General features: G+C 71.8%; 19 protein-coding genes. 6 read left to right on the top strand and 13 right to left on the bottom strand.

Features of this window, described 5'->3' with window-relative positions; genetic code table 11:
• Positions 1-7: 7 nt before the first annotated feature.
• The 4 genes from J3P41_RS14005 (at position 8) to J3P41_RS13990 (ending at position 3,432) form a co-directional block, all read left to right on the top strand.
• Complete coding sequence (locus J3P41_RS14005) at positions 8-556, top strand: protein jag (protein WP_374192886.1); 549 nt, start codon at positions 8-10, stop codon at positions 554-556.
• On the top strand, positions 553-1,299 hold the full coding sequence (gene rsmG, locus J3P41_RS14000) for a 16S rRNA (guanine(527)-N(7))-methyltransferase RsmG (RefSeq protein WP_210650987.1): 747 nt from the start codon (positions 553-555) through the stop codon (positions 1,297-1,299). Before J3P41_RS14005 ends, rsmG begins: the two co-directional genes overlap by 4 nt.
• A gap of 256 nt (positions 1,300-1,555) precedes the next feature.
• Complete coding sequence (locus J3P41_RS13995) at positions 1,556-2,434, top strand: ParA family protein (protein ID WP_307862024.1); 879 nt, start codon at positions 1,556-1,558, stop codon at positions 2,432-2,434.
• Positions 2,431-3,432: a ParB/RepB/Spo0J family partition protein gene (locus tag J3P41_RS13990; protein WP_210650985.1), complete on the top strand. Its 1,002-nt coding sequence runs from the start codon at positions 2,431-2,433 to the stop codon at positions 3,430-3,432. Before J3P41_RS13995 ends, J3P41_RS13990 begins: the two co-directional genes overlap by 4 nt.
• Before the next feature lie 155 nt (positions 3,433-3,587).
• Here J3P41_RS13990 and J3P41_RS13985 read toward each other — a convergent pair whose 3' ends face one another.
• Positions 3,588-4,355, bottom strand: a complete 768-nt coding sequence (locus tag J3P41_RS13985; RefSeq protein ID WP_210650984.1) for a 1-acyl-sn-glycerol-3-phosphate acyltransferase — start codon at positions 4,353-4,355, stop codon at positions 3,588-3,590.
• A gap of 33 nt (positions 4,356-4,388) precedes the next feature.
• Positions 4,389-5,603 (bottom strand): pyridoxal phosphate-dependent aminotransferase, encoded by a 1,215-nt coding sequence (locus tag J3P41_RS13980; protein ID WP_210650983.1) that lies wholly within the window; start codon positions 5,601-5,603, stop codon positions 4,389-4,391.
• 41 nt (positions 5,604-5,644) lie between these two features.
• Here J3P41_RS13980 and J3P41_RS13975 point away from each other — a divergent pair, with 41 nt between their 5' ends.
• On the top strand, positions 5,645-6,331 hold the full coding sequence (locus J3P41_RS13975) for a GNAT family N-acetyltransferase (protein WP_210650982.1): 687 nt from the start codon (positions 5,645-5,647) through the stop codon (positions 6,329-6,331).
• On the opposite strand, the gene trxA is transcribed toward J3P41_RS13975, so the two are convergent.
• From trxA to J3P41_RS13940, 7 genes are all read right to left on the bottom strand, one after another.
• Complete coding sequence (gene trxA, locus J3P41_RS13970) at positions 6,324-6,647, bottom strand: thioredoxin (protein ID WP_056603764.1); 324 nt, start codon at positions 6,645-6,647, stop codon at positions 6,324-6,326. The two genes, J3P41_RS13975 and trxA, sit on opposite strands and share 8 nt — an antisense overlap.
• 85 nt (positions 6,648-6,732) lie before the next feature.
• Positions 6,733-7,761 carry a thioredoxin-disulfide reductase gene (gene trxB, locus J3P41_RS13965; protein ID WP_210650981.1) on the bottom strand — a complete coding sequence of 343 codons (1,029 nt, stop codon included), beginning with the start codon at positions 7,759-7,761 and terminating at the stop codon, positions 6,733-6,735.
• Between the two features lie 105 nt (positions 7,762-7,866).
• On the bottom strand, positions 7,867-8,592 hold the full coding sequence (locus J3P41_RS13960; RefSeq protein WP_210650980.1) for a hypothetical protein: 726 nt from the start codon (positions 8,590-8,592) through the stop codon (positions 7,867-7,869).
• Between the two features lie 81 nt (positions 8,593-8,673).
• On the bottom strand, positions 8,674-9,330 hold the full coding sequence (gene sigM, locus J3P41_RS13955; RefSeq protein WP_210650979.1) for an RNA polymerase sigma factor SigM: 657 nt from the start codon (positions 9,328-9,330) through the stop codon (positions 8,674-8,676).
• Entirely contained in the window at positions 9,327-11,348 is a 2,022-nt protein-coding gene (locus J3P41_RS13950; protein ID WP_210650978.1) for a protein kinase family protein, read from the bottom strand. Before J3P41_RS13950 ends, sigM begins: the two co-directional genes overlap by 4 nt.
• A gap of 67 nt (positions 11,349-11,415) precedes the next feature.
• On the bottom strand, positions 11,416-13,053 hold the full coding sequence (murJ, locus tag J3P41_RS13945; RefSeq protein ID WP_210650977.1) for a murein biosynthesis integral membrane protein MurJ: 1,638 nt from the start codon (positions 13,051-13,053) through the stop codon (positions 11,416-11,418).
• Positions 13,050-15,245 (bottom strand): DUF6049 family protein, encoded by a 2,196-nt coding sequence (locus J3P41_RS13940; RefSeq protein WP_210650976.1) that lies wholly within the window; start codon positions 15,243-15,245, stop codon positions 13,050-13,052. The genes murJ and J3P41_RS13940 overlap by 4 nt, the downstream gene beginning before the upstream one ends.
• Positions 15,246-15,298: 53 nt before the next feature.
• Here J3P41_RS13940 and J3P41_RS13935 point away from each other — a divergent pair, with 53 nt between their 5' ends.
• Positions 15,299-16,750: a CCA tRNA nucleotidyltransferase gene (locus J3P41_RS13935; RefSeq protein ID WP_210650975.1), complete on the top strand. Its 1,452-nt coding sequence runs from the start codon at positions 15,299-15,301 to the stop codon at positions 16,748-16,750.
• A gap of 6 nt (positions 16,751-16,756) precedes the next feature.
• On the opposite strand, the gene J3P41_RS13930 is transcribed toward J3P41_RS13935, so the two are convergent.
• From J3P41_RS13930 to J3P41_RS13915, 4 genes are all read right to left on the bottom strand, one after another.
• Positions 16,757-17,695 (bottom strand): carbohydrate ABC transporter permease, encoded by a 939-nt coding sequence (locus tag J3P41_RS13930; RefSeq protein ID WP_210650974.1) that lies wholly within the window; start codon positions 17,693-17,695, stop codon positions 16,757-16,759.
• Entirely contained in the window at positions 17,692-18,600 is a 909-nt protein-coding gene (locus tag J3P41_RS13925; protein ID WP_210650973.1) for a carbohydrate ABC transporter permease, read from the bottom strand. Before J3P41_RS13925 ends, J3P41_RS13930 begins: the two co-directional genes overlap by 4 nt.
• 2 nt (positions 18,601-18,602) lie before the next feature.
• Positions 18,603-19,979: an extracellular solute-binding protein gene (locus J3P41_RS13920; protein WP_210650972.1), complete on the bottom strand. Its 1,377-nt coding sequence runs from the start codon at positions 19,977-19,979 to the stop codon at positions 18,603-18,605.
• A 202-nt stretch (positions 19,980-20,181) separates the two neighbouring features.
• A complete protein-coding gene (locus tag J3P41_RS13915) occupies positions 20,182-21,273 on the bottom strand; it encodes an inositol-3-phosphate synthase (protein WP_210650971.1) in 1,092 nt (363 codons plus the stop codon).
• Positions 21,274-21,332 lie beyond the last annotated feature (59 nt).

Raw genomic sequence — 21,332 nt, 5'->3', positions numbered from 1 at the left:
GATACACGTGAACGAGCAGACGACCCACCCCGCGGCCGACGAGACGCACCCCGACGACGTCGCTGACAACCAGGGCGCCGGCGGCGCGCGGCTGTCGAAGCTGGAGCGGCTCGAGCGCGAGGGTGACATCGCGGCCGACTACCTCGAGGAGCTGCTCGACATCGCGGACCTCGATGGCGACCTGGACATGGACGTCGAGGGGGACCGCGCCAGCGTCCAGATCGGCGGTGCGGACCTGAGCCAGCTCGTCGGTCGCAACGGCGAGGTGCTCGAAGCGCTGCAGGAGCTGACCCGGCTGGCTGTGTACCGCGAGACCGGCGAGCGCTCGCGCCTGATGCTCGACGTCAGTGGTCACCGTGCCCAGCAGCGCACCCGACTGGTCGCGCTGGCCGAGAAGTCGATCGCGGAGGTCAAGGCGACGGGTGAGTCCCTGTCCCTCGAGCCAATGAGCGCGTTCGAGCGCAAGGTCGTGCACGACGTTGTCGCTGCCGCCGGATTGAGCTCGGAGTCCGAGGGTGCGGAGCCGAAGCGCCACGTGGTGATCCTTCCCGCGTGAGCGACGATGTTTCACGTGGAACACCCCCGGTGCCCGATGAGGCGCAGGGGGTGTTCGGCGTGGAACGACTCCCGCTCGCCGAGCGGTACACGGAGCTCCTCGCGACCGAGGGCGTCCTTCGGGGGCTCATCGGACCGCGGGAAGCGCCTCGTCTGTGGGAACGGCACGTCCTGAACTCAGCCGTGCTGGCCGAAGCGGTGCCGCAGGGGGCGACGGTATGCGACATCGGCACCGGTGCCGGCCTGCCGGGGCTCGTCCTGGCCATTGCCCGGCCCGACCTGTCCGTGACGCTGGTGGAGCCGCTGCTGCGGCGTACGACGTTCCTCGACGAGGTCGTCGCGGAGCTGCGGCTCGATCACGTGACCGTGGTCCGGGGGCGCGCTGAGGTGCTGCACGGTCGGTCGACCTTCGACGTGGTGACGTCGCGCGCCGTGGCCCCGCTCGGCAGGTTGCTCGAGTGGTCGATGCCCTTGGTGGCCCCCCGCGGCGCGCTCGTCGCGATGAAGGGGCGGTCGGTGATCGAGGAGATCGAGGAGTCGCGGGGGTTGCTTCAGCAGTGGCGATGCGGCGAGCCTGAGGTCCTCGAGCTGGGAGTCGATCTGGTGGAACCGCCGACCACTGTGGTGCGGGTGTCGTGGGCGGACCCGTCGCGGATAGGTTGGCCCCTGCGCGCCACAACGACAGGTGCGAAGCGTCGACGTGGCGGAGCTGCGCGGACTTCATCCCGGCGAGAGGAGGGCTGACGTGACCAACGAACCCGTCCCGCCGGCGGCGGTCGGGCGCGGCGATGGCCAGCGTCAGGAGTTTTCCACCGGTGCCGACAGCGGTGCTGAGCGTGGTTCTCCACAGGGCGGGGGCTTTTCTCCACAGGGAGTGGACATGGGTGTTTCACGTGAAACGCCGGGCGCTGTTTCACGTGAAACACGACCTGCATGGCAGCCGCGCACCGCGGCCGACGTCGCAGCCCAGGACAACGAGTTCCAGGACCAGACCACGCCGCTGGCACAGGCCGCACAGCACTCCGTCCTGGCGCGAACCGGCGGTCTGCGTCGGCAGGGCGTACCCCGTCCGGACGCCACCCGGGTCCTTGTCGTGGCGAACCAGAAGGGCGGGGTCGGCAAGACGACCTCCACCGTGAACGTCGCCGCGGGTCTCGCCCAGCTCGGCCAGCGGGTGCTGGTGATCGACCTCGACCCGCAGGGCAACGCCTCGACCGCGCTCGGGGTCGACCACCATCGTGGCGTGCCGTCGACGTACGACGTGCTCGTCGACGGCCGACCGTTGGTCGAGGTCGTGACCGAGTGCGCCGACCTCCCCGGGCTCTGGGTGGTGCCCGCCACCATCGACCTCGCGGGAGCGGAGATCGAGCTCGTCAGCGTCGTCGCTCGTGAGCAGCGCCTGTCCCGGGCGATCAGCGCCCACCCTCTCGTGGGCTCGGCCGCCGAGGTCGGCGACGACCGCTTCGACTACGTCCTCGTGGACTGCCCGCCGTCGCTGGGCCTGCTCACCCTCAACGCTCTGGTCGCCGGCCGCGAGATGTTCATCCCGATCCAGGCCGAGTACTACGCCCTCGAGGGCCTCGGCCAGCTGCTCGAGACCGTCGAGATGGTGCGCCAGCACCTCAACCCGAACCTCGTCGTGTCGACGATCCTGCTCACGATGTACGACGCTCGCACACGTCTGGCTGCGGGCGTCGCCGAGGAGGTACGTGGACACTTCGGCGACCAGGTGCTCAAGACGGCCGTGCCGCGGTCGGTCCGGGTGTCCGAGGCGCCGTCCTACGGACAGACGGTCATGACCTACGACCCGGCGTCGGCGGGAGCACTCTCCTACCTCGAGGCCGCCCGAGAGATCGCCACCAGAGGAGCACCTGCGTGACCAGCACCCCGCCCCGTCGTGGACTCGGCCGTGGTCTGGGATCCCTGATCCCCACCGGGCCCAGCCAGCAGCAGGCTCCCGCGGCCGCGCCTGCTCCCGACACCACGTCGGTGGACGGCTCCGCATCCGTGGGCGATGGCGCGCCGCCCTCGTTGGGCGAGGCAGCGGCGGTCGCCGGCGGATCGGTGGCCGGGGCCTACTTCGCCGAGCTTCCCATCGCGCAGGTGCGCCCCAATGCGCGCCAGCCGCGTCAGGTGTTCGAGGAGGAGGCGCTCGCGGAGCTCGTCCACTCGATCCGCGAGGTCGGGCTGCTGCAGCCGGTGGTGGTGCGCCGCACCGGCCAGGAGTCCTACGAGCTGATCATGGGCGAGCGGCGGTGGCGCGCCTCGCAGCAGGCCGGCCGCGACACCATCCCGGCCATCGTCCGGGAGACCGACGACAACGACATGCTGCGCGACGCGTTGTTGGAGAACCTGCACCGCTCCCAGCTCAACCCGCTGGAGGAGGCAGCCGCGTACGGACAGCTGCTCGAGGACTTCGGCTGCACCCACGAGGAACTGGCGCAGCGCATCGGCCGGTCCCGGCCTCAGATCTCCAACACACTGCGCCTGCTCAAGCTGTCCCCGGCAGTGCAGCGGCGGGTCGCCGCCGGCGTGCTGTCCGCGGGGCACGCTCGTGCGTTGCTGAGCGTGGACGACGCCGACCTCCAGGACCGGCTCGCGGCCCGGGTGACGGCGGAAGGCATCTCCGTGCGCGGCCTCGAGGAGATCGTGTCCGTGGGGGTCACCGACGACGCGACGCCGCGCGTCGTCCGGAGGAAGCCCGTCGCGCCGGGTCTCAGCGAGCTGGCCGACCGGCTCTCCGATCGGCTGGAGACCCGTGTCAAGGTCGACCTCGGCAAGGCGAAGGGCAAGATCACCGTCGAGTTCGCCAGCCTCGACGACCTGCGCCGGATCGTCGACATCATGGACCCGCGCCGCGAGGACCGTCCGGACTGAGCTGCCGGCCCGCCGGGAGGCGGGAGAGCAGCGACTGAGGTCCGTCCCCTCGGCCGGGACGAGTCCGCCTCGTGCGATCTGAAAAGTCGACAAAACGCTAAAGCGATCTGACGACTGAGCGGCCTATCGACGAGTCGTCAGGTCGATGAAGCCACTCAGCGCCGGGCGCGCTTGGGTGCCCGCCGCTTGGCTCGCTCGCGCTGCTCCGTGCGGTCCAGCGCCGCCGCCTCCTCCAGCGTCGGTGCGCCGCCGCCCATCGACGCCGGCACCCACCAGGCACCGGGTGGCTGCTCGTCCGCCGGGTAGGCGGCGATGGTCTCGGCGAGCATCTGCGACATCCGCGCACGGAGGGTGGTCGTCTCGGCAGCGGGGTCGGCACCGGTGGGGTGGATCGGCGCACCGACGCGGATCGCGATCGTCTTGCCGCGCGAGAAGTCCCGCGGATGGTCCTTGGTCATCATCCGCTGGGTGCCCCAGAGGATCACAGGGACGAGAGGTACGCCGGCGGCGGCGGCGATCCGGACGGCCCCGGTCTTGAACTCCTTGAGCTCCATCGCCCGGGAGATCGTCGCCTCGGGGAAGATGCCGACGGCCTCACCGCTGCGCAGCTGCTCGACGGCCGTGTGGAAGCTCGCGACGCCCTCCCCGCGGTCGACCTCGATGTGGTGCATCGAGCGCATGACCGGTCCCGCGACGGCGTGGTCGAAGATCTCGCGCTTGGCCATGAACCGCACGAGGCGCCGAGAGGGGTGGGCTGCGAGCCCGCCGTAGATGAAGTCGAGGTAGCTGACGTGGTTGAAGGCCAGGAGCACACCACCGTCGCGCGGCACGTGCTCGGTGCCGGTCATCTCGAAGCGCTGCCCCAGCGCGCGGAACCCGGCCTTGGCGGTGGCGATGATCGGCGGGTAGGTCAGGTCGCGCATGACGAGGAGCCTAGGGTCCGAGCCGTCGCAGCGTCAGCGGCGGGTCGCCAGGAAGTCGGCGATCCGACCGATCGCCTCCTCGAGCACGCTCGCCTCTGGGAGCGTCACGAGGCGGAAGTGGTCGGGCGTCGGCCAGTTGAAGCCCGTGCCGTGGGTGACCAGGATCTTCTTCGCGCGCAGGAGGTCGATCACCAGCTCCTGGTCGTCCTCGACGGCGTACACGTCGGGATCGAGGCGGGGGAAGCAGTACAGCGCCCCCCGCGGCTTCACGCTGCTCACCCCAGGGATCTCGTTGAGCAGCCGGTGCGCCAGCATCGCCTGCTCGTAGAGGCGTCCGCCGGGGCCGATCAGCTCCTCGATCGACTGATAGCCCCCGAGGGCGGTCTGGATCGCGTGCTGCGCCGGCACGTTGGCGCACATCCGCATGTTGGCGATGAGCGTGAGGCCCTCGAGAAAGTCCGTCGCGACCTCCTTGGGTCCCGACACCATCACCCAGCCGGCCCGGTAGCCGCACACCCGGTAGGCCTTAGAAAGCCCGGAGAACGTCAGGCACAGGACGTCGTTGCCGGCGAAGGTCGCCGCGTGGTGGTGCTCGGCGTCCTCGAACAGGATCTTCTCGTAGATCTCGTCGGCCATTACCACGAGCTGGTGGCGCCGGGCGATGTCGACCAGCCCCTTGACGATCTCCTCGCTGTAGACCGCGCCGGTGGGGTTGTTGGGGTTGATGATGACGAGAGCGTGGGTGTTCTCGGTGATCTTGGCCTCGATGTCGGCGAGGTCGGGGTTCCAGTCGTCCTCCTCGTCGCAGCGGTAGTGCACCGGGATGCCGCCGGCGAGCGTGACGGCAGCGGTCCACAGCGGGTAGTCGGGAGCCGGCACGAGGATCTCGTTGCCGTCGTCGACGAACGCCTGGAGCACCATCGAGATCAGCTCGGAGACCCCGTTGCCGATGAAGACGTCCTCGACGCCGACGTCACGCAAGCCGTGCGACTGGTAGTAGTGCATCACCGCGGTCCGGGCCGACCAGATGCCCTGGGAGTCGGCGTAGCCCTGCGACTGCGGCAGGTGGTGCACCATGTCGGCGACGATCTGCTCGGGCGCGGTGAAGCCGAACGGGGCGGTGTTGCCGATGTTGAGCTTGAGGATCCGGTGTCCCTCGGCCTCGAGACGCTGGGCCTCCACCAGGATGGGGCCACGCACGTCGTAGCGGACACCTTGCAGCTTCTTGCTCTGTCGGATCGGGCGCACGCTGCATCCTCTCAGGCCAGCGGCGGGGCTAGCATCGCGATGTGTCCCGCAAGACCGAGCGCCTGACGGTCGACCACCTCGCGGAGCTGGCCGACCCGGTCCGCGCCTGCCTGTTCTGGGAGCTAGGGCCGGTCGAACGGGCCCGGCTCGACGAGCGGGAGCGCATCGCGCAGAAGGAGAGCTGGCTGTCCGGGGTGCTGCGCGACTGGGGCTCGTGCGGCCGCGTGCTCCACGTCGACGGCCGGGTCGTCGGGCACATCGTGTACGCGCCCGCGGCGAGGCTGCCCGGCGCGGTGGCGCTGCCGACGGCTCCGGCGTCGGCGGACGCGGTCGTCGCTGCCACGGCCTGGGTCGAGCCCGCGATGCGCCGCGGCGGACTCGGGCGGCTGCTCGTGCAGGCGATGGCGGCCGACCTCGTCGCCCGGGGCCACACGGCGATCGAGGCGTACGGCGACACGCGGGGCCGCTCGGACGGGTGCGTGCTGCCGGCGGAGTTCCTCGGCAGCGTGGGCTTCAAGACCCAGCGCGCCCACCCGACGACACCGCGGATGCGGATGGAGCTGCGCACGGCGCTGCGCTGGAAGGACGAGGTCGAGCTCGCCCTCGAGCGGCTGCGAGGCGTCGTACGCCCGACGCCGAAAGCGGCCCGCCCGATCGGATCGGTGCGGGCCGCCTCAGGCGAGCGACGCGACGAGCGGGCACCGCTCGTCGCGGGGTGTCTCAGATGATGCCCTCGAGCTCCTTGAGCAGCGCGGCCTTGGGCTTGGCGCCCACGATGGACTTCACGACCTCGCCGCCCTGGTAGACGTTGATGGTCGGGATGCCGGTCACGCGGTAGGACGAGGGTGTCACCGGGTTCTCGTCGACGTTCATCTTGAGGAAGGTGAGCTTCTCACCGTGCTCGGCGTTGAGCTCGTCGAGGATCGGGGCGACCTGGCGGCACGGACCGCACCACTCCGCCCAGAAGTCGACGAGGACGGGCTTGTCGGACTTGAGGACCTGCGCCTCGAACTCGGCGTCGGTCACAGCGGCGATGTTGGCCACGTCAGTGCCCTTTCGGTAGTCGTTCGTGTGGATGTCGATTGAACACCGGCCCACGGACAGTTGTTCCCGTCCGGTGCCGAAGTGGTCAGGCGCGGGCGGTCTCGATCTGCTGCTCGATCGCCTCGACCGTCGCGGCGGCGCCGTCGGCGGTCGACGCCTCGTGGTCGAGGGCGGCGATGAACCGCTCGGCGTCCAGGGCCGCCTGGCAACCCGTGCCGGCGGCCGTGATGGCCTGGCGGTAGTGGTGGTCGACGAGGTCACCGGCGGCGAAGACGCCGGGGAGGTTGGTCTTGGTGAAGGGGTGGTCCACCAAGACGTAGCCGTCGTCGTCGAGGTCGACCTGACCGGTCAGCAGCTCCGAGCGCGGGTCGTGCCCGATGGCGATGAACAGGCCCGTGACGTCGAGCTGGCGCTCCTCGCCCGTCGTGGTGTCGCGCAGCGTGATCGACTCCAGCTTGTCGGCGCCGTTGATCTCGGCGACCTCGGCGTTCCAGACCATCTCGAGCTTGGGGTCGGCGAACGCGCGCTCCTGCATGATCTTGGAGGCGCGCAGCTCGTCGCGGCGGTGGACCAGGTAGACCTTCGAGGCGAACCGGGTCAGGAAGGTCGCCTCCTCGACCGCCGAGTCGCCGCCGCCGATGACGGCAATGGCCTGCTCGCGGAAGAAGAAGCCGTCACAGGTGGCACACCACGAGACGCCCCGGCCGGACAGCTCGTCCTCGCGGGGCAGGCCGAGCTTGCGGTAGCCGGAGCCGGTCGCGAGGATCACCGCCCGCGCGGTGTAGGTCTCGGTGGCCGTCCGGACGATCTTGACGTCACCGGTGAGGTCCACCTCGATGGCGTCGTCGGCCACCAGCTCGGCGCCGAACCGCTCCGCCTGGGCGCGCATCTCGTCCATCAGCGCCGGGCCCATGATGCCGTCGCGGAAGCCGGGGAAGTTCTCGACCTCGGTGGTGTTCATCAGCGCACCGCCGGCGGTCACCGACCCCTCGAGCACCAGCGGCTGCAGCGCGGCACGAGCGGCGTACACGGCCGCGGTGTAGCCGGAGGGCCCCGAGCCGATGATGATGACGTTGCGCGGTGTCGAGGCGACGGGCGCGGTGCTGGTGCTCATGAGCGGTCAGTGACTCCTGCTGGATCGATGGTGGCGTACGACGTCCTCAACCGATCGTAGGCCAGCGTTCTTCCCGTCGAGGCCGGTCCACGAGCCCCGGCGGGCTCAGGGTGCGGGCAGGGTGAGGGTGCGCACGGGCTCCTCGCGGCCGCAGACGTAGACGGCGACGTCCTGGGCGGCCCCGGACGGTTGGGCGAAGACGACGGCGCCCGGCCGCCCGTCGACCTCGGCGCCGACGCTCCGGCCGCGCTCGAGTCGCGGGAGCTCGCACCCGGCGAGCGCCTCGGACGGGTCCAGCCGGTCTGCCTGGAACGTCGCGCGGGTGCGGAGGTCGAGGACGTCCTCGTCGAGGTCGGGGTCGGCGGAGGAGAGCGTCGGGACCGCCAGCGGCGCGGTGCTCCTCATCGGCGCCTCGGGTCCCGCCTCGGGTCCCGCCTCGGCGGCACCCGCGTCCGCTTGGGAGCGCTCCTGGGGCGGGTCGGTGGGCGACAGGTCGCGGCTCGACGTGGCGCTGGAGGCTGCCGACTCGGAGTCGCCCCCGCCCCCGGGGACCAGCTGCCCCACGGCGACGCCCGCCACGACGATCGCAGCGGCCGCGAGCAGCCCGGTGCCCACCGCTCGGCGACGGCGTGCGGCAAGGTCGGTGACCGGAGTCGTCGTCAGCGCGTCGGCGTCGCGGAGCGGCTCGGAGCCGCGCTCGGCGACGAGCGAGGCGAGGGTCTCGTCGAGGCGGGCGACGACCTCGGCCGGCGGCGGCGCGTCGTGGCGCGCGTCGGCGAGCAGGCGGCGTACGGCCTCCTGCTCGCGCGGCAGTCCACCGGGATCGGTCATCGCACCTCCTCGAGGTGGTCGGGCACGGCTGGTCGGCGGCGGGACGGGTTGAGAACGGGCTGAGAACGGGTCGGGACGGGCTCAGGACGCGGGCGGCCCGCGGGGACGTGCTGTGGGTCGGACGGGGCCGTCCGGCGGCGGGTTCCCGTGAGGCGGGTCACCGGCGGGGTGGTGCAGGTCCGCGAGCAGGGTGGCCAGCCGCGTGCGGCCGCGCGCGCAGCGTGACTTCACCGTGCCCTCCGCGCAGCCGAGCATCTGGGCCACCTCGGCGACCGGGTAGCCCTCCATGTCGACCAGGACGAGCGCCGCGCGCTGGTCCGGAGGAAGCGTGGCGAGCGCCGCCAGGACGCGCCGGCGCCGCTCGGAGTCCTCCGCGGCCTCGTCCGGCTGGTCGTCGTGCACCGCGGTGGCCACGAGCGTCCCGCGGTCCTCGACGTCGTCCGGGAGCGCCTCGAGCCGACGGATCTTCGCGGCACGCATGCGGTCCAGGCAGGCGTTGACCACCACCCGGTGCAACCAGGTGGTCACGGCGGCCTCGCCGCGGAAGGACCCGGCGCGGCGGAACGCGGCGACCATGCCGTCCTGCAGGCCGTCCGCGGCGTCCTCGGGGTTGCCCATCGTCCGCAGCGCGACCGCCCAGAGCCGGTCGCGGTGGCGGGCGAACAGCACGCCGAACGCCTCGGCGTCGCCGTCGACGTGCGCTCGGAGCAGCTGCTGGTCGGAGCGGTCGTCGCTCACCCGAGCACCTGCACCTCGGCGATGCTGCCGCGGAAGCCGTCCTCCACCTGCGGCAGCAGGGTCAGCCAGACCGTGACGTACTGTCCCGACACCGCCTCGTCGAGGCTGATCGTGAGCTCGTCGGTGCCCGATGCCGTGCCGACGGGCGTCAGCTCGGACACGCCCGTGGGCGGCTCGGAGGTGAGGTACGCCGCGAGCGACGTCTGCCCGCCCGCGGTGGTCACCCGCACCTCACGCACGGCCCTGGTCGCGCCGAGGTCGATCACCAGGCCGACACCCGTCTTGAGCCCGCCGGGCCCGAAGTTCTGCTCGTAGGTGGAGGTGGTCCACGCCGTGGTCGCGTCGCCGTCGAGCACGGCAGCCACCGTCTCGGGGTTCTCCTGCTGACCGTCGGTGCCCTGCGGGTCGAAGTCGTCGGCGACGAGGTCGGCGAACGGGGTGGGTTCGACCGCCGTGGGGGTGGCGCTCGTGGTGGGATCGTCGTCGCCCGTGCCGGTGGAGGGCGGCTTGAGGCCGAGCTGGTAGGCGGCGACCGCGGCGACGCCGACCAGCAGGCAGGCGGTCAGGATGAGCGCGAGCCGGTTCCAGCGGCGACCCGGGACCTGGTCGCCCGTGTCCTCGAGGCCCTCGCCGGTGGCCCACCGGTCCTCCGTCCACGGGCCCGACGCCCAGGACCCCGACGCCCAGGACCCCGACGCCCAGGAGCCGGTGTCGCGACCGACCGGTCGTACGCCGGAGTCCTGGGAGGCGTCCCAGGGCCAGTAGTCCGTGCTGGCCGACGCCGCCCGGCTGCCGGGGCGCGGGCGGCGTACGGGCTGGCCCTCGGGCGGGTCGGGCGCGAACAGCGGCTTGGGCTCCGGCTCGGTCAGGGGCGGTGGCGGCGCGGGGGTCTCCGCGCGGGCCCGCAGCCAGTCGACCTCGTCGTCGTCGTGGAAGACGGGCATGCCGGCCTGGGTGGGCAGGTCGGTGACCGGGGTGGGCCCGGGCGGCGGCTGCTCCGCCTCGAAGGTCTCCACCCGAGGCTCGGGCTCGGCGACCGGCTCGGCGACCGGCTCGGCGACCGGCTCGGGGTCGGGCTGAGGCTCGGGCTCAGGCTCGGTGCGAGGCGTCGGGTCCACCCGTGACGTCGGCGAGGCGGCGGGTGACGGGGGCACGACGGGCACGACCGCGGTCGGCGGGGACACCGAGGGTGGCTGGGGCGGGCGGACCGCGACGACGGGTACGTGCGTCCCGGTCATGTCCCCGACGTAGTCGGAGAGCAGGTCGCGGATCCGACCCGCGGTGAGGTCGGGACCGTCCGGGCCTGGTTCGTGGGGAGGGTTGAGCACCTGGTCGCACAGGGCGTCGAGGACCCGCGGGATGCCCGCGCGCACGCGGCGCGGCCGCAGCACCTCGCCGTGCACCTCGGGTGCCGGAGGGACCGCGGACTCCGAGATCCCGGCCCACTTGCCGGTCAGCGCGAAGTAGAGCATGCCGGCGAGGTCGATCTCGTCCACGGAGGTGCGCCCTGAGGGCAGGCCGCGCAGCGCGGCCTCCACGCCGAAGCCGATGATGCGGACGTGGCCGTGCTGGTCGACGAGAACGTTCTCCGGCGACAGGGCACCGTGGGCGAGCCCCGCGGCGTGCGCCACGGCCAGGCTGTCAGCCACCTCGGCGACCAGCCACGCCGAGCGGCGCGGGGCCAGCGGACCCTCACGGGTGACGAGGGCGTCGAGGGACTCGCCCTGGCCCCACTCGTTGACGACGTAGCAGTGCTCGCCCGCTGTCTCGGCGTCCAGCACCCGCAGCAGCCGCCGGTCGATCACCGGACCGGCGCGGCGGGCGGCCTCGAGGAGCGGACCTGCCCGCTCGTCGTCGGCCGCGACGACGTGGACCGAGACGGGACGGTGGAGCACGAGGTCGTGGGCGCGCCAGAAGCGGCAGGACCCGTTCTCGGCGAGCAGGTCGTCGAGCCGGTAGCGCTCAGCGAGCACGTCACCTGCCTGCATCGACGTCGACACCGTCACCTCGCTTCCCACGCGTTCCGCTCGCGCGTCCTGGCCCCACCGCTGCTCCGGCCACTCTAGGGAGTCCCGACCCCGAATCTCAGCCGCGTCGCACCCGCGCGGCGACGGTGTCGACCAGGCCGGTGACCTCCCGCACGCGCAGCAGCCGGGCACCGGCCAGCAGCACCAGGCAGCCGGCGAGCCCGGCCAGTCCCCCGCGGAGAAGGGCGACCAGCGGTCCCGGCCGCTCGCCCAGACCGGACAGCGCGAGCTCGACCAGCCACGTCGCGGCACCGGCCGCGAGCAGCACGACGGCCATCCGGACCAGGAACCTCACCAGCTGGGGCGCCTCGAGCCCCCCGACCGTGCGCCGCAGGAGCACGAAGCTCACGCCCGCGCCGACGGCGTACGAGGCGAGATAGGCCAGGACCAGCATCGGGGCCGTCTCCTCCGGCGGCCGCGCGGGCACCAGCGCCGTCGCGACGAGGACGTTGGTCAGCGAGACCGCGAGCTGGATGAAGAACACCAGCCGGGTCATCTCCATGGCGTAGAAGCCGCGGAGCATGAAGTAGTGGACGGTGAAGAAGACCAGGGCTGGGCCGAAGAGCGCCAGGCTCGGGGCGAACGCGGCCGCCGTGTCGGGGTCGCCCCACCCGAACGCCGCCGTCGCCACGTCGTCGGCGAGGATCGGGAGCAGGACCGCGAACGGCAGCACGAGGGCCAGCGCCGTGCGCAACGTCGAGCCCACGGTGGTGCCGAGCTCGGCGAGCCGGTCCTCGTGTGCCAGTGCCGACAGGCGCGGCAGGATCGCCGTCGCCAGCGACACCGTGACGATCGCGTGCGGCACCATCATGATGAGCAGGCTGTTGGAGTAGACGGTGAGTCCCGTGCCGTCGTCGGCGCCGGCGGTGCCGCCGGAGGCGAGCCTGACGACGACGAGGTACGCCGCTTGGGTGACGACCACGAAGAGCAGGGTCCACACGCCGAGCGACAGGGTCTTGCGCAGCTCGGGGTCGCGGAAGTCGAAGCGCGGCCGGTAGGTGAAGCCCGATGCGCGGAGGTAGGGCACGAGCACCAGGCACTGCGCGACGATGCCCACCGTCGAGCCCAGGCCGAGCAGGACCTCCTGGCTGCTGCTCAGCGGGGCGTAGCGGGCGGGCGTGGTGCCGACCGAGCCCCACACGACGAGGTAGGCGACGAGCATCGCCATGGAGATGAGGTTGTTGGCGATCGGCGCCCACATCATCGGGCCGAACCGGCCCCGGGCGTTGAGCACCTGCCCGACCAGCACGTACATGCCGTAGAAGAACACCTGCGGCAGGCACCACCGGGTGAGGTCGACGATGGATTCCAGATGAGCGGCCCGGTCCGGCTCGAGGTAGCGGCCGTCGAGGTACAGCCGCAGCAGCTGAGGCGCCAGCAGGACCAGCAGCAGCGTGACCGTGCCGAGGAACAGCGCGGAGAGGGTGATGACGCGGCTGGCGTAGGCGTCGCCACCGTCGGGGTCGTCCTTGATGCGCCGCACCAGCTGGGGGACGAGCACCGCGTTGAAGATGCCGCCGGCCAGCAGGATGTAGACCATGTTGGGCAGCGTGTTGGCGATCGTGAAGAGGTCGGCGCGCAGCGCGGCGCCGAGCGCCCAGACGAGCAGCGCGGCGCGGACGTAGCCCGACGCGCGGGAGACGACCGTGCCGGCCGCCATGACCGCCGAGGAGGCCAGGATCCGCTGGTCGCTCATGCTCGCTCGACGTCCGACGCGGTCTCGGCACGCTCCGCCGCGGCCAGCTCCGCGCGCCGGGCCCGGATCTGGCCCGGGAGCCGATAGCCGATCATCCCGAAGAGCACGAGCGCGCCGGCGGCCATCACGAACCAGATCAGCGCGCTGACCCGGGCCGCGCGGATGGGGAGCGAGTCGGACGAGCCGAGCGGTACGCCGTCGAGGCTGGTCACCGCCAGCCGGACGTTGTGGACGCCCACCTGGCTCGTGGCCGCCTCGAACCGGACCACGCTGCGCGCGAGCGGCCCCAGCTCGCGCACCCCGCCGCCGGTCAGGGTGAGCTCGCCGTCGGTGGTCACGTGGACCTGGACGGTGACGGGCTGGTCGAGGCCGTTGACGAGGGTGGCTCCCAGCGGCCCGGCGTCGCTGGAGAGCGTGACTGCCGTCGGCGCCTCGATGCGGATCTTGGCGAGGTCGGCGCGCAGCGAGTCCTCAACCCGCTGGCCGGCGGCGCGCGCCAGCCCCGGGCGCCGGCGGTGCTGCTCGGACAGGGACACCAGCACCTCGTCGCTGACCTGCCGGGCCACCGTCGTCTCCTGGGTGAGGACCTCGTCGAGCAGCGCCGCCGCGTCCGCGGCGCGCCTCGCCGCGGCGAAGTTGGCCGGGCTCAGCTCGGCCTCGAGGTCGGCCTGGGTGTAGACCAGGGACGATGCGGACACGTCGGCTGCGGACCCGTCCGCGACGTCGTCCACCGGGACGACGTCGAGCCACGGCTGCTCGAGCTCGCTGAAGAACGACGCGGCGTCCTCGCCGCGCCACACGGTCGGCAAGGTGACCACGAGCGGCGCGGTGTCGCGGTTCGCCAGCCGGAGGGCGGCCTCGCTGAGCAGCCGCTGGCGCAGCGCGAGGGGGTCGCCGGGGGCGGTCGGGCCGGGACCTCCCGCCTCGGCCCCGCTGCTGGTGAGCAGCACCCGGTGCCCGAGCAGCCGCACGACCGAGCTCCGGCTGCTCGGCGGGAGCGCGAAGGCGTTGTCGCCGAGCAGGATGGCAGCGCTGGGCGGCGTGGCGGCGATCGCCTCGGGTGGGAGGACGCCGTTGCCCGGCGCCACCGCCATGCGCGAGTCCAGGCCCAGGTCGCGCATCACCTCGGCGCTGCGAGCGAGCGCCTCGGGATAGCGATCGGGGTCGTTGCGCACCGCGGCCGCGACGTCGAGGTCGCCGAAGGGGAGCGTGAGGACCGTCTCGGAGCCCACCACCCCGATGAACCGGGTCAGCCACTGCGAGGCCGCCGCGGCGAGGGCGGCCTCCTCCTCGGTGGGGGGGTCGCTCGTCTCGGGGGCCGACGGTGTGAGGGTCTCCGGCGTCCCGGTCGCCGCGCCGTCGTCGTCAGCCGGTGTCTCGGTCGGACTGGGTTCCTGCCCCGCCGCGGTCTCGGCCGGCGCCAGGCTGCGCGGGGGGTTGCCCATGGTCGCCAGACGCACCACCGCGACGAGGACGGCCGGGTCGACCAGCCAGGTGTACGGCGTCGAGCCGGCCGACTCCGCCATGTCGAGCACCCCGTCCAGGCTGCCGCCCTCGGCCAGTCGGCGGGCCCACCGCTCGGTCCCGGCGATGGCGCCGGACTCGTCGTACCAGACGCGGTTGCGGATCGACAGGATGACCGAGGCCTCCTGGGTGCGACGGCCGCTGGGGCGGGCGGGGATGAACGTGCGGGCGCGTCCGTCGGCGATCTCGTCGCGCGGGACGGCGCCGTCGCCGAGTGCGTGGACCCCGATCCAGTAGACCCCCTCCTGGTCGGGGATGCCGAGCAGCTCGACCGGGACCGAGTCGGAGAACTCGGCGGTCTCGCCTGGAGCCAGCGTGTCGACGGTGTCGAAGGTGCCCGGCACCGTGACGCGGGGGCCGACGAACTCGGCCGGGTCGATGGCTGCGGACGCCGCGAGCGAGGTGGGGTCGAGGATCGGTGTCTGGGACGAGAAGGCGTGGAGGTTCACGCCGGTGAACGTGGCGTCGCTGACGTTGGTCACCGTGCCGGTGATCTCCACGTCGCCGCTGCGCGGGAGGACCGGGCTGATCGTGTCGAGGCGCACCACCAGCGGGTCCTGCTCCTCAGCCACCGGGGCTGCCGCCGCGGGCGGCACCAGGGGGCCGCACGTGACCCCGAGGGTCAGGAGGCCCGCCAGGGCAGCACGGAACGACGACGGGCGGGGCACGCACCGATGCTAGATGAGGGGTGGGCCGCGACAGGGACGTAGACTGGCCCGTCGTGTCCGACGCTGCCCTGCAACCGCTCACGATCGTCGAGATCCAAAGCCGCGTCGCCACCGAGCTGGCGCGCATCGGCTCGGTCATCGACGAGCTCGGGGAGCTGTTCGCCGCCGCCGGTGAAGAGCTCGCCCTCGTGGGCGGCCCGGTCCGCGACGCAATGATCGGCCGCCTCCAGCAGGACCTCGACTTCACCACGTCCGCCCGTCCCGAGGTGACCGAGCGACTGGTCTCCGGCTGGGCCGACGCCGTGTGGGACATGGGTCGCGCCTTCGGCACCATCGGCTGCCGCAAGGGTCCGTGGCAGGTCGAGATCACCACCTACCGCTCCGAGACCTACGACCCGTCCTCGCGCAAGCCCGACGTCGACTTCGGCGACACCCTCGCCGGCGACCTGGGCCGGCGCGACTTCACGGTCAACGCGATGGCGGTGCGGGTGCCGGGCCGCGAGTTCGTGGACCACTTCGGCGGGATCGTCGACCTCGCCGAGCGGGTGCTGCGCACCCCGGGCCGGCCCGAGGACTCCTTCAGCGACGACCCGCTGCGCATGATGCGCGCGGCCCGGTTCGCCGCGCAGCTCGGCTTCGCGGTCGCGCCGGACGTGGTCGAGGCGATGACCGCGATGGCCGGGCGCATCGAGATCATCTCCGCCGAGCGGGTGCGCGACGAGCTGGTCAAGCTGGTGTGCGCGCCCCACCCCAGACTCGGTCTCACGCTGCTCGTCGACACCGGGCTGGCGGCGTACGTCCTGCCCGAGCTGCCCGCCCTGGCGCTCGAGCGCGACGAGCACCACCGCCACAAGGACGTCTACGAGCACACCCTCACCGTGCTCGAGCAGTCGATCGAGCTCGAGCACCGGCTCGGTGGCGGGCCGGACTTCGTCTCGCGGTTCGCGGCCCTGATGCACGACGTCGGCAAGCCGCGGACGCGGCGCTTCGAGCCCGGCGGGGTGGTCACCTTCCACCACCACGACGTCGTGGGCGCCAAGCTGACGCGCAAGCGCATGCAGGCGCTGCGCTTCTCCAACTCCGACATCGAGGCGGTGTCGCGGCTCGTCGAGCTCCACCTGCGCTTCCACGGCTACGGGTCGGGGGAGTGGACCGACAGCGCCGTACGTCGCTACGTGCGCGACGCCGGCGACCAGCTCGAGCGGCTGCACATCCTCACGCGCGCCGACTGCACGACCCGCAACCAGCGCAAGGCCGACCGCCTGCGACGCACCTACGACTCCCTCGAGGAGCGCATCGCGCGTCTCGGCGAGGAGGAGGAGCTGGCCGCGATCCGGCCGGACCTCGACGGCACCCGCATCATGGAGGTGCTCGGCATCGGGCCGGGCCCGGAGGTCGGCGCGGCCTACCGCTTCCTGCTCGAGCTGCGGATGGACGAGGGGCCGCAGTCGCCCGAGCGGGCCGAGGCGGCGCTGCGCGCCTGGTGGGCCGACCGCGGGGCGTGACCCGGTCTAGCCCTTGGTCCCCGTGCTGGCGACGCCCTGGATGATCTGCTTCTGGCCCAGGAAGAACACCACGATCATCGGCACTGTCGTGATGACGCTCGCGGTGACGACCAGCTCCCAGTGCCACTCGCCGCCGAAGCCGAACTGGTCCAGCATCGACTTCAGCCCGCGCGGCACGGTGAAGTCCTCGCGGTCGCGCAGGTAGATCAGCCCGCGCATCAGGTCGGTCCACGCCGCCTGGAACTCGAACAGCGCCACCACGACGAGGGCTGGCCGGGTCAGCGGCAGCGCGATGTGCCAGAACACCCGCCAGTGCCCGGCGCCGTCCATCTCCGCGGCGTCGAACAGCTCGGTCGGCAGGCCGAGGAAGAACTGGCGGAGCAGGAAGATGTAGAACGCCGTGCCGAACACGTTGCCCGCCCACAGCGGGGTGAGGGTGCCGACCATGCCGAGGGAGTCCCAGATCAGGTAGGTCGGGATCATGGTGGCGGCGCCGGGGATCATCATCGAGGCCAGGACCAGCCCGAAGAGCAGGTTGCGTCCCCGGAAGCGGTAGCGCGCGAAGCCCCACGCCACCAGGGCGCTCGACATGGTCACGGTGATGGTCGCCATCACGGTGACGAAGGCGGTGTTGAGCAGCCACGCGGCCATCGGCGCGGCGTTCCAGACCTCGATGTAGTTGTCGAAGGTCAGCGTCTCCGGGATGAGCCGGTTGTCGAAGACGTCGCTGCGCGGCTTGAGCGAGGCGCTGACCAGCCACACGAACGGGTAGACGAACGCGATGGTGAACAGCACCAACAGCGCGCCCACCACCACGCGGCCGGTTCGGCCCCGGGGGCGGCTCGCCTGCGGGCGCGGTCGAGGGGTGGGTCGTGCCGCCGTGGCGTCCGGGACGATCGGCGAGCCGGTGTCGCCGACCTGGCCGGCTCGGTCCAGGGTGCTCATGCGCGGTCTCCGGTGTAGTGGACCAGCCGCCGGCTGAGGAGCACCTGCAGCGCGGTCACGAGCATCACGACGAGGAAGAGCAGCATGGCCAGCGCCGAGGCGTAGCCCATGTGCAGGAACTCGAAGGCCTGCTGGAACAGGTAGATGGCGTAGAAGAGGGCGGCGTCGTTGCTGTACGTCGTGTTGCCGGCGCCGAAGAACGCGGTGTACGCCTCGGTGAAGGACTGCAGCGAGGCGATGGTGTCGACCACGACGATGAAGTAGATGGCCGGGCTGATGATCGGCAGCACGACGTGCCACAGCCGCTTCCACCAGCCGGCCCCGTCGACGCGGGCGGCGTCGAGGAGCTCCTCGGGGACCTCCTGCAGGGCGGCCAGCAGGATGATCACCGACGAGCCCACCGTCCATAGCGACATCAGCACGAGCCCGGGCTTGACCCAGGCAGCGTCCGTGGTCCAGTTGGGCCCGTCGATGCCGAACCAGGCGAGAAACTCGTTGACCAGGCCGCTCTGCCCGTTGAGCAGGAGCAGCAGGAGGACGCCGACGGCCACCGGCGGCGTCATCTTGGGCAGGAAGAACGCGGTGCGGAAGAAGCCGGCCGCCCGCCCCGCCCGCTGCAGGAGCAGCGCCAGCGCGAGGGAGATCGCCAGCTGCGCCGGCACGGCCATCGCCGTGTAGACGAACGTGTTGCGCATCGCCAGGACGACCTTCTCGTCGCCCATCAGCTCGCGGTAGTTGTCCAGGCCCACGAACGTCGGGTCGTTGATGACGTCGTAGTCGGTCAGCGACAGGTAGACGGTGTAGAGGACGGGGTACGCCATAAAGACGGCGAACCCGATCAGCCAGGGGCTGATGAACAGCAACGCGACGCGGCCGCTGCTCCTGCGGCGCGCGGGAGCCGCCACGCTCACTTCTCGTCCCAGCTCGCCCACGCCTCGTCGAGTGCCTCCTGGGCGGTCGCCTGCGCGTCGGCCAGCGCCTCGGCCGGCTCCTTGTCACCGTTGAGCACCTTGTTGACCTCGTCCTGCCAGGCCTGCTCGAACTCGTCGCCGGCCGGGTTGGCGGGCATGGCGAACGTGTGCTCGTTGGCCTCGTACATCGCTGCGACCGCCTCTGACCACACGGAGTCGCCGTCGGTCGGCGCCATCTCGCGCACCGCCTCGTCGGCCTCCTCGTTGGCGGTGAGGATGCCGGTGAACAGGCCGCCGCTCTCCTCGCGCAGCCGCACCCGCTCCTCGGCGGCCGCGATCCACGAGTCGGTCTCGGTCATCACGCGAGCCATGCGGCAGGCCGCCTCGGGGTTCGGGCTGCCCTTGGGGATGGCCCAGGCGGAACCCGACGCCCAGGCGAGCGGCTCGCCCTGCAGGTCGCGCACGGTGTCGAAGGCCATGGGTGCGTCGGGGGACACGTCGTTGAGCACGCTGACGTACCACTGCTCCATCGGCATGGCGCCGAGAGTGCCGCTCGCGAACTGGTTGCCGTCGCCGAAGAAGTCGGCGGAGTCGCGCAGCGCCTTCACCTCGCCGAACCCGCCCTGAGCGTCGTAGACCGACACGGCGAACTCGAGCGCCTCGACCACGGCCGGGTCGTCGAGCTGCGCGGTGCGACCGTCCTCCGAGATCAGGTCGGCACCGTTGGCCTTGGCCCAGAGCGGGAGGAACTCCGGCAGCTTGCTGTCGTAGCCGATGGTGGTGAGGTTGTTGCCCTCCACCTTCATGAGGTCCTGGTTGGCCGCGAGCACGGCGTCCCAGTCGGAGCCGTTGACGTCCTCGATGGTGTGCCCGGACTGCTCGAGGAGGTCGGCGTTGGCCTGGGTGAGCTGGACGACGTTGAACTCGGGGATGCCGTAGACCTCGTCGTCGAAGGTGACCTCGCCGAGCGCGGACTCGCGGAAGACCGAGGTGTCGATGCCCTCGCCCTCGATGCAGTCGGTCAGCGGGACGACCGCGCCGCGCGAGGCGAAGGTGCCGATCTGGCTGCGCTCGGCGTACACCAGCGCGGGCGGCTCGCCCGAGGCGACCGAGGAGAGGAACTGCTGGATGTCGAGGTCGCCCTCGACGAGCGTGACATCGACGTCGGCGCCGAGCGCCTCCTCGGCCCGGTCGAGCCGGACGGTCGCGATCTCGTCGCCCGCACCGAAGCCCATCACCTCGACCTCGCCGCTGAGCTCCGCGCTGCTGTCGAAGGAGACGTCCGTCGTCTCCTCGGAGTCCCCGGTCCCCTGCGCGCAGCCGGCGAGCAGGCACGCGGCGAGAGCCGCGACCGCCATCTGGGAAAGCCGCATGTCGATCTCCCTCCACCGGAGCCGGCGTCTCCAGCCCGGAGAAGGGACGTACCCCTGGAGAACCGCTTCTATCCTCCGGACGGCTTGACGTCGCAGGCCCCGGATAGCGGACGGGAGGTACGCCGACGGCCCCGCAGGTCCGGGTGCGGACCTGCGGGGCCGTCGTGGTGCTGCTGGGGTGCTGCTGGGGTGCTGGCGGGCGTCAGGCCTCGACGTCGCCCCGGATGAACTTCTCGAGCTCGGCGCGGCCGGTCTCGTCGGCCATCTGCACCGGCGGGGACTTCATCAGGTAGGCCGACGCGGGCAGGATCGGGCCGCCGATGCCGCGGTCCTTGGCGATCTTGGCGGCGCGGACCGCGTCGATGATGATGCCGGCCGAGTTGGGCGAGTCCCAGACCTCGAGCTTGTACTCGAGGTTGAGCGGGACGTCACCGAAGGCGCGACCCTCGAGGCGGACGTAGGCCCACTTGCGGTCGTCGAGCCACGCGACGTAGTCGGACGGGCCGATGTGGACGTTGCGGTCGCTGACCTTGTCGGCCAGCTCGCCCTTGAGGTTCGACGTCACGGCCTGGGTCTTGGAGACCTTCTTGGACTCCAGGCGGTCGCGCTCGAGCATGTTCTTGAAGTCCATGTTGCCGCCGACGTTGAGCTGGTACGTGCGGTCCAGCGCCACGCCGCGGTCCTCGAACAGCTTGGCCATCACGCGGTGGGTGATGGTCGCGCCGACCTGGCTCTTGATGTCGTCGCCGACGATCGGGACGCCCGCGTCCTCGAACTTCTTGGCCCACACCGGGTCGGAGGCGATGAAGACGGGGAGGGCGTTGACGAAGGCCACGCCCGCGTCGATGGCGCACTGGGCGTAGAACTTGTCGGCCTCCTCCGAGCCCACCGGGAGGTAGGACACGAGGACGTCGACCTCGGCGTCCTTGAGCGCCTGCACGACGTCGACCGGCTCGGCGCCGGACTCCTCGATGGTCTGGCGGTAGTACTTGCCGAGGCCGTCGAGGGTCGGGCCGCGCTTGACCTCGACGCCGAGGGTGGGCACGTCGGCGATCTTGATGGTGTTGTTCTCGGAGGCGTTGATGGCCTCGGAGAGGTCCTTGCCCACCTTCTTGTCGTCGACGTCGAACGCCACGACGAACTCGACGTCCTTGACGTGGTAGTCGCCGAAGACGACGTGCATGAGACCCGGCACGGTCGCCGACGGGTCCGCGTCCTTGTAGTACTCAACGCCCTGGACGAGGGAGGTGGCGCAGTTGCCGACTCCCACGATGCCTACTCGTACCGAACCCATCGGGCTCCCCTTCTCTCTGACTGCTGGTCTGCAGGTCTGCTGGTCTGTTGGCTGGTTGG

The sequence above is a fragment of the Nocardioides sp. SYSU D00065 genome (assembly GCF_017916425.1).
Lineage (GTDB): Bacteria > Actinomycetota > Actinomycetes > Propionibacteriales > Nocardioidaceae > Nocardioides.
The sequence above is the reverse complement of the archived record's forward strand: the minus strand, read 5'-3'. Positions and strand labels throughout refer to the sequence as shown.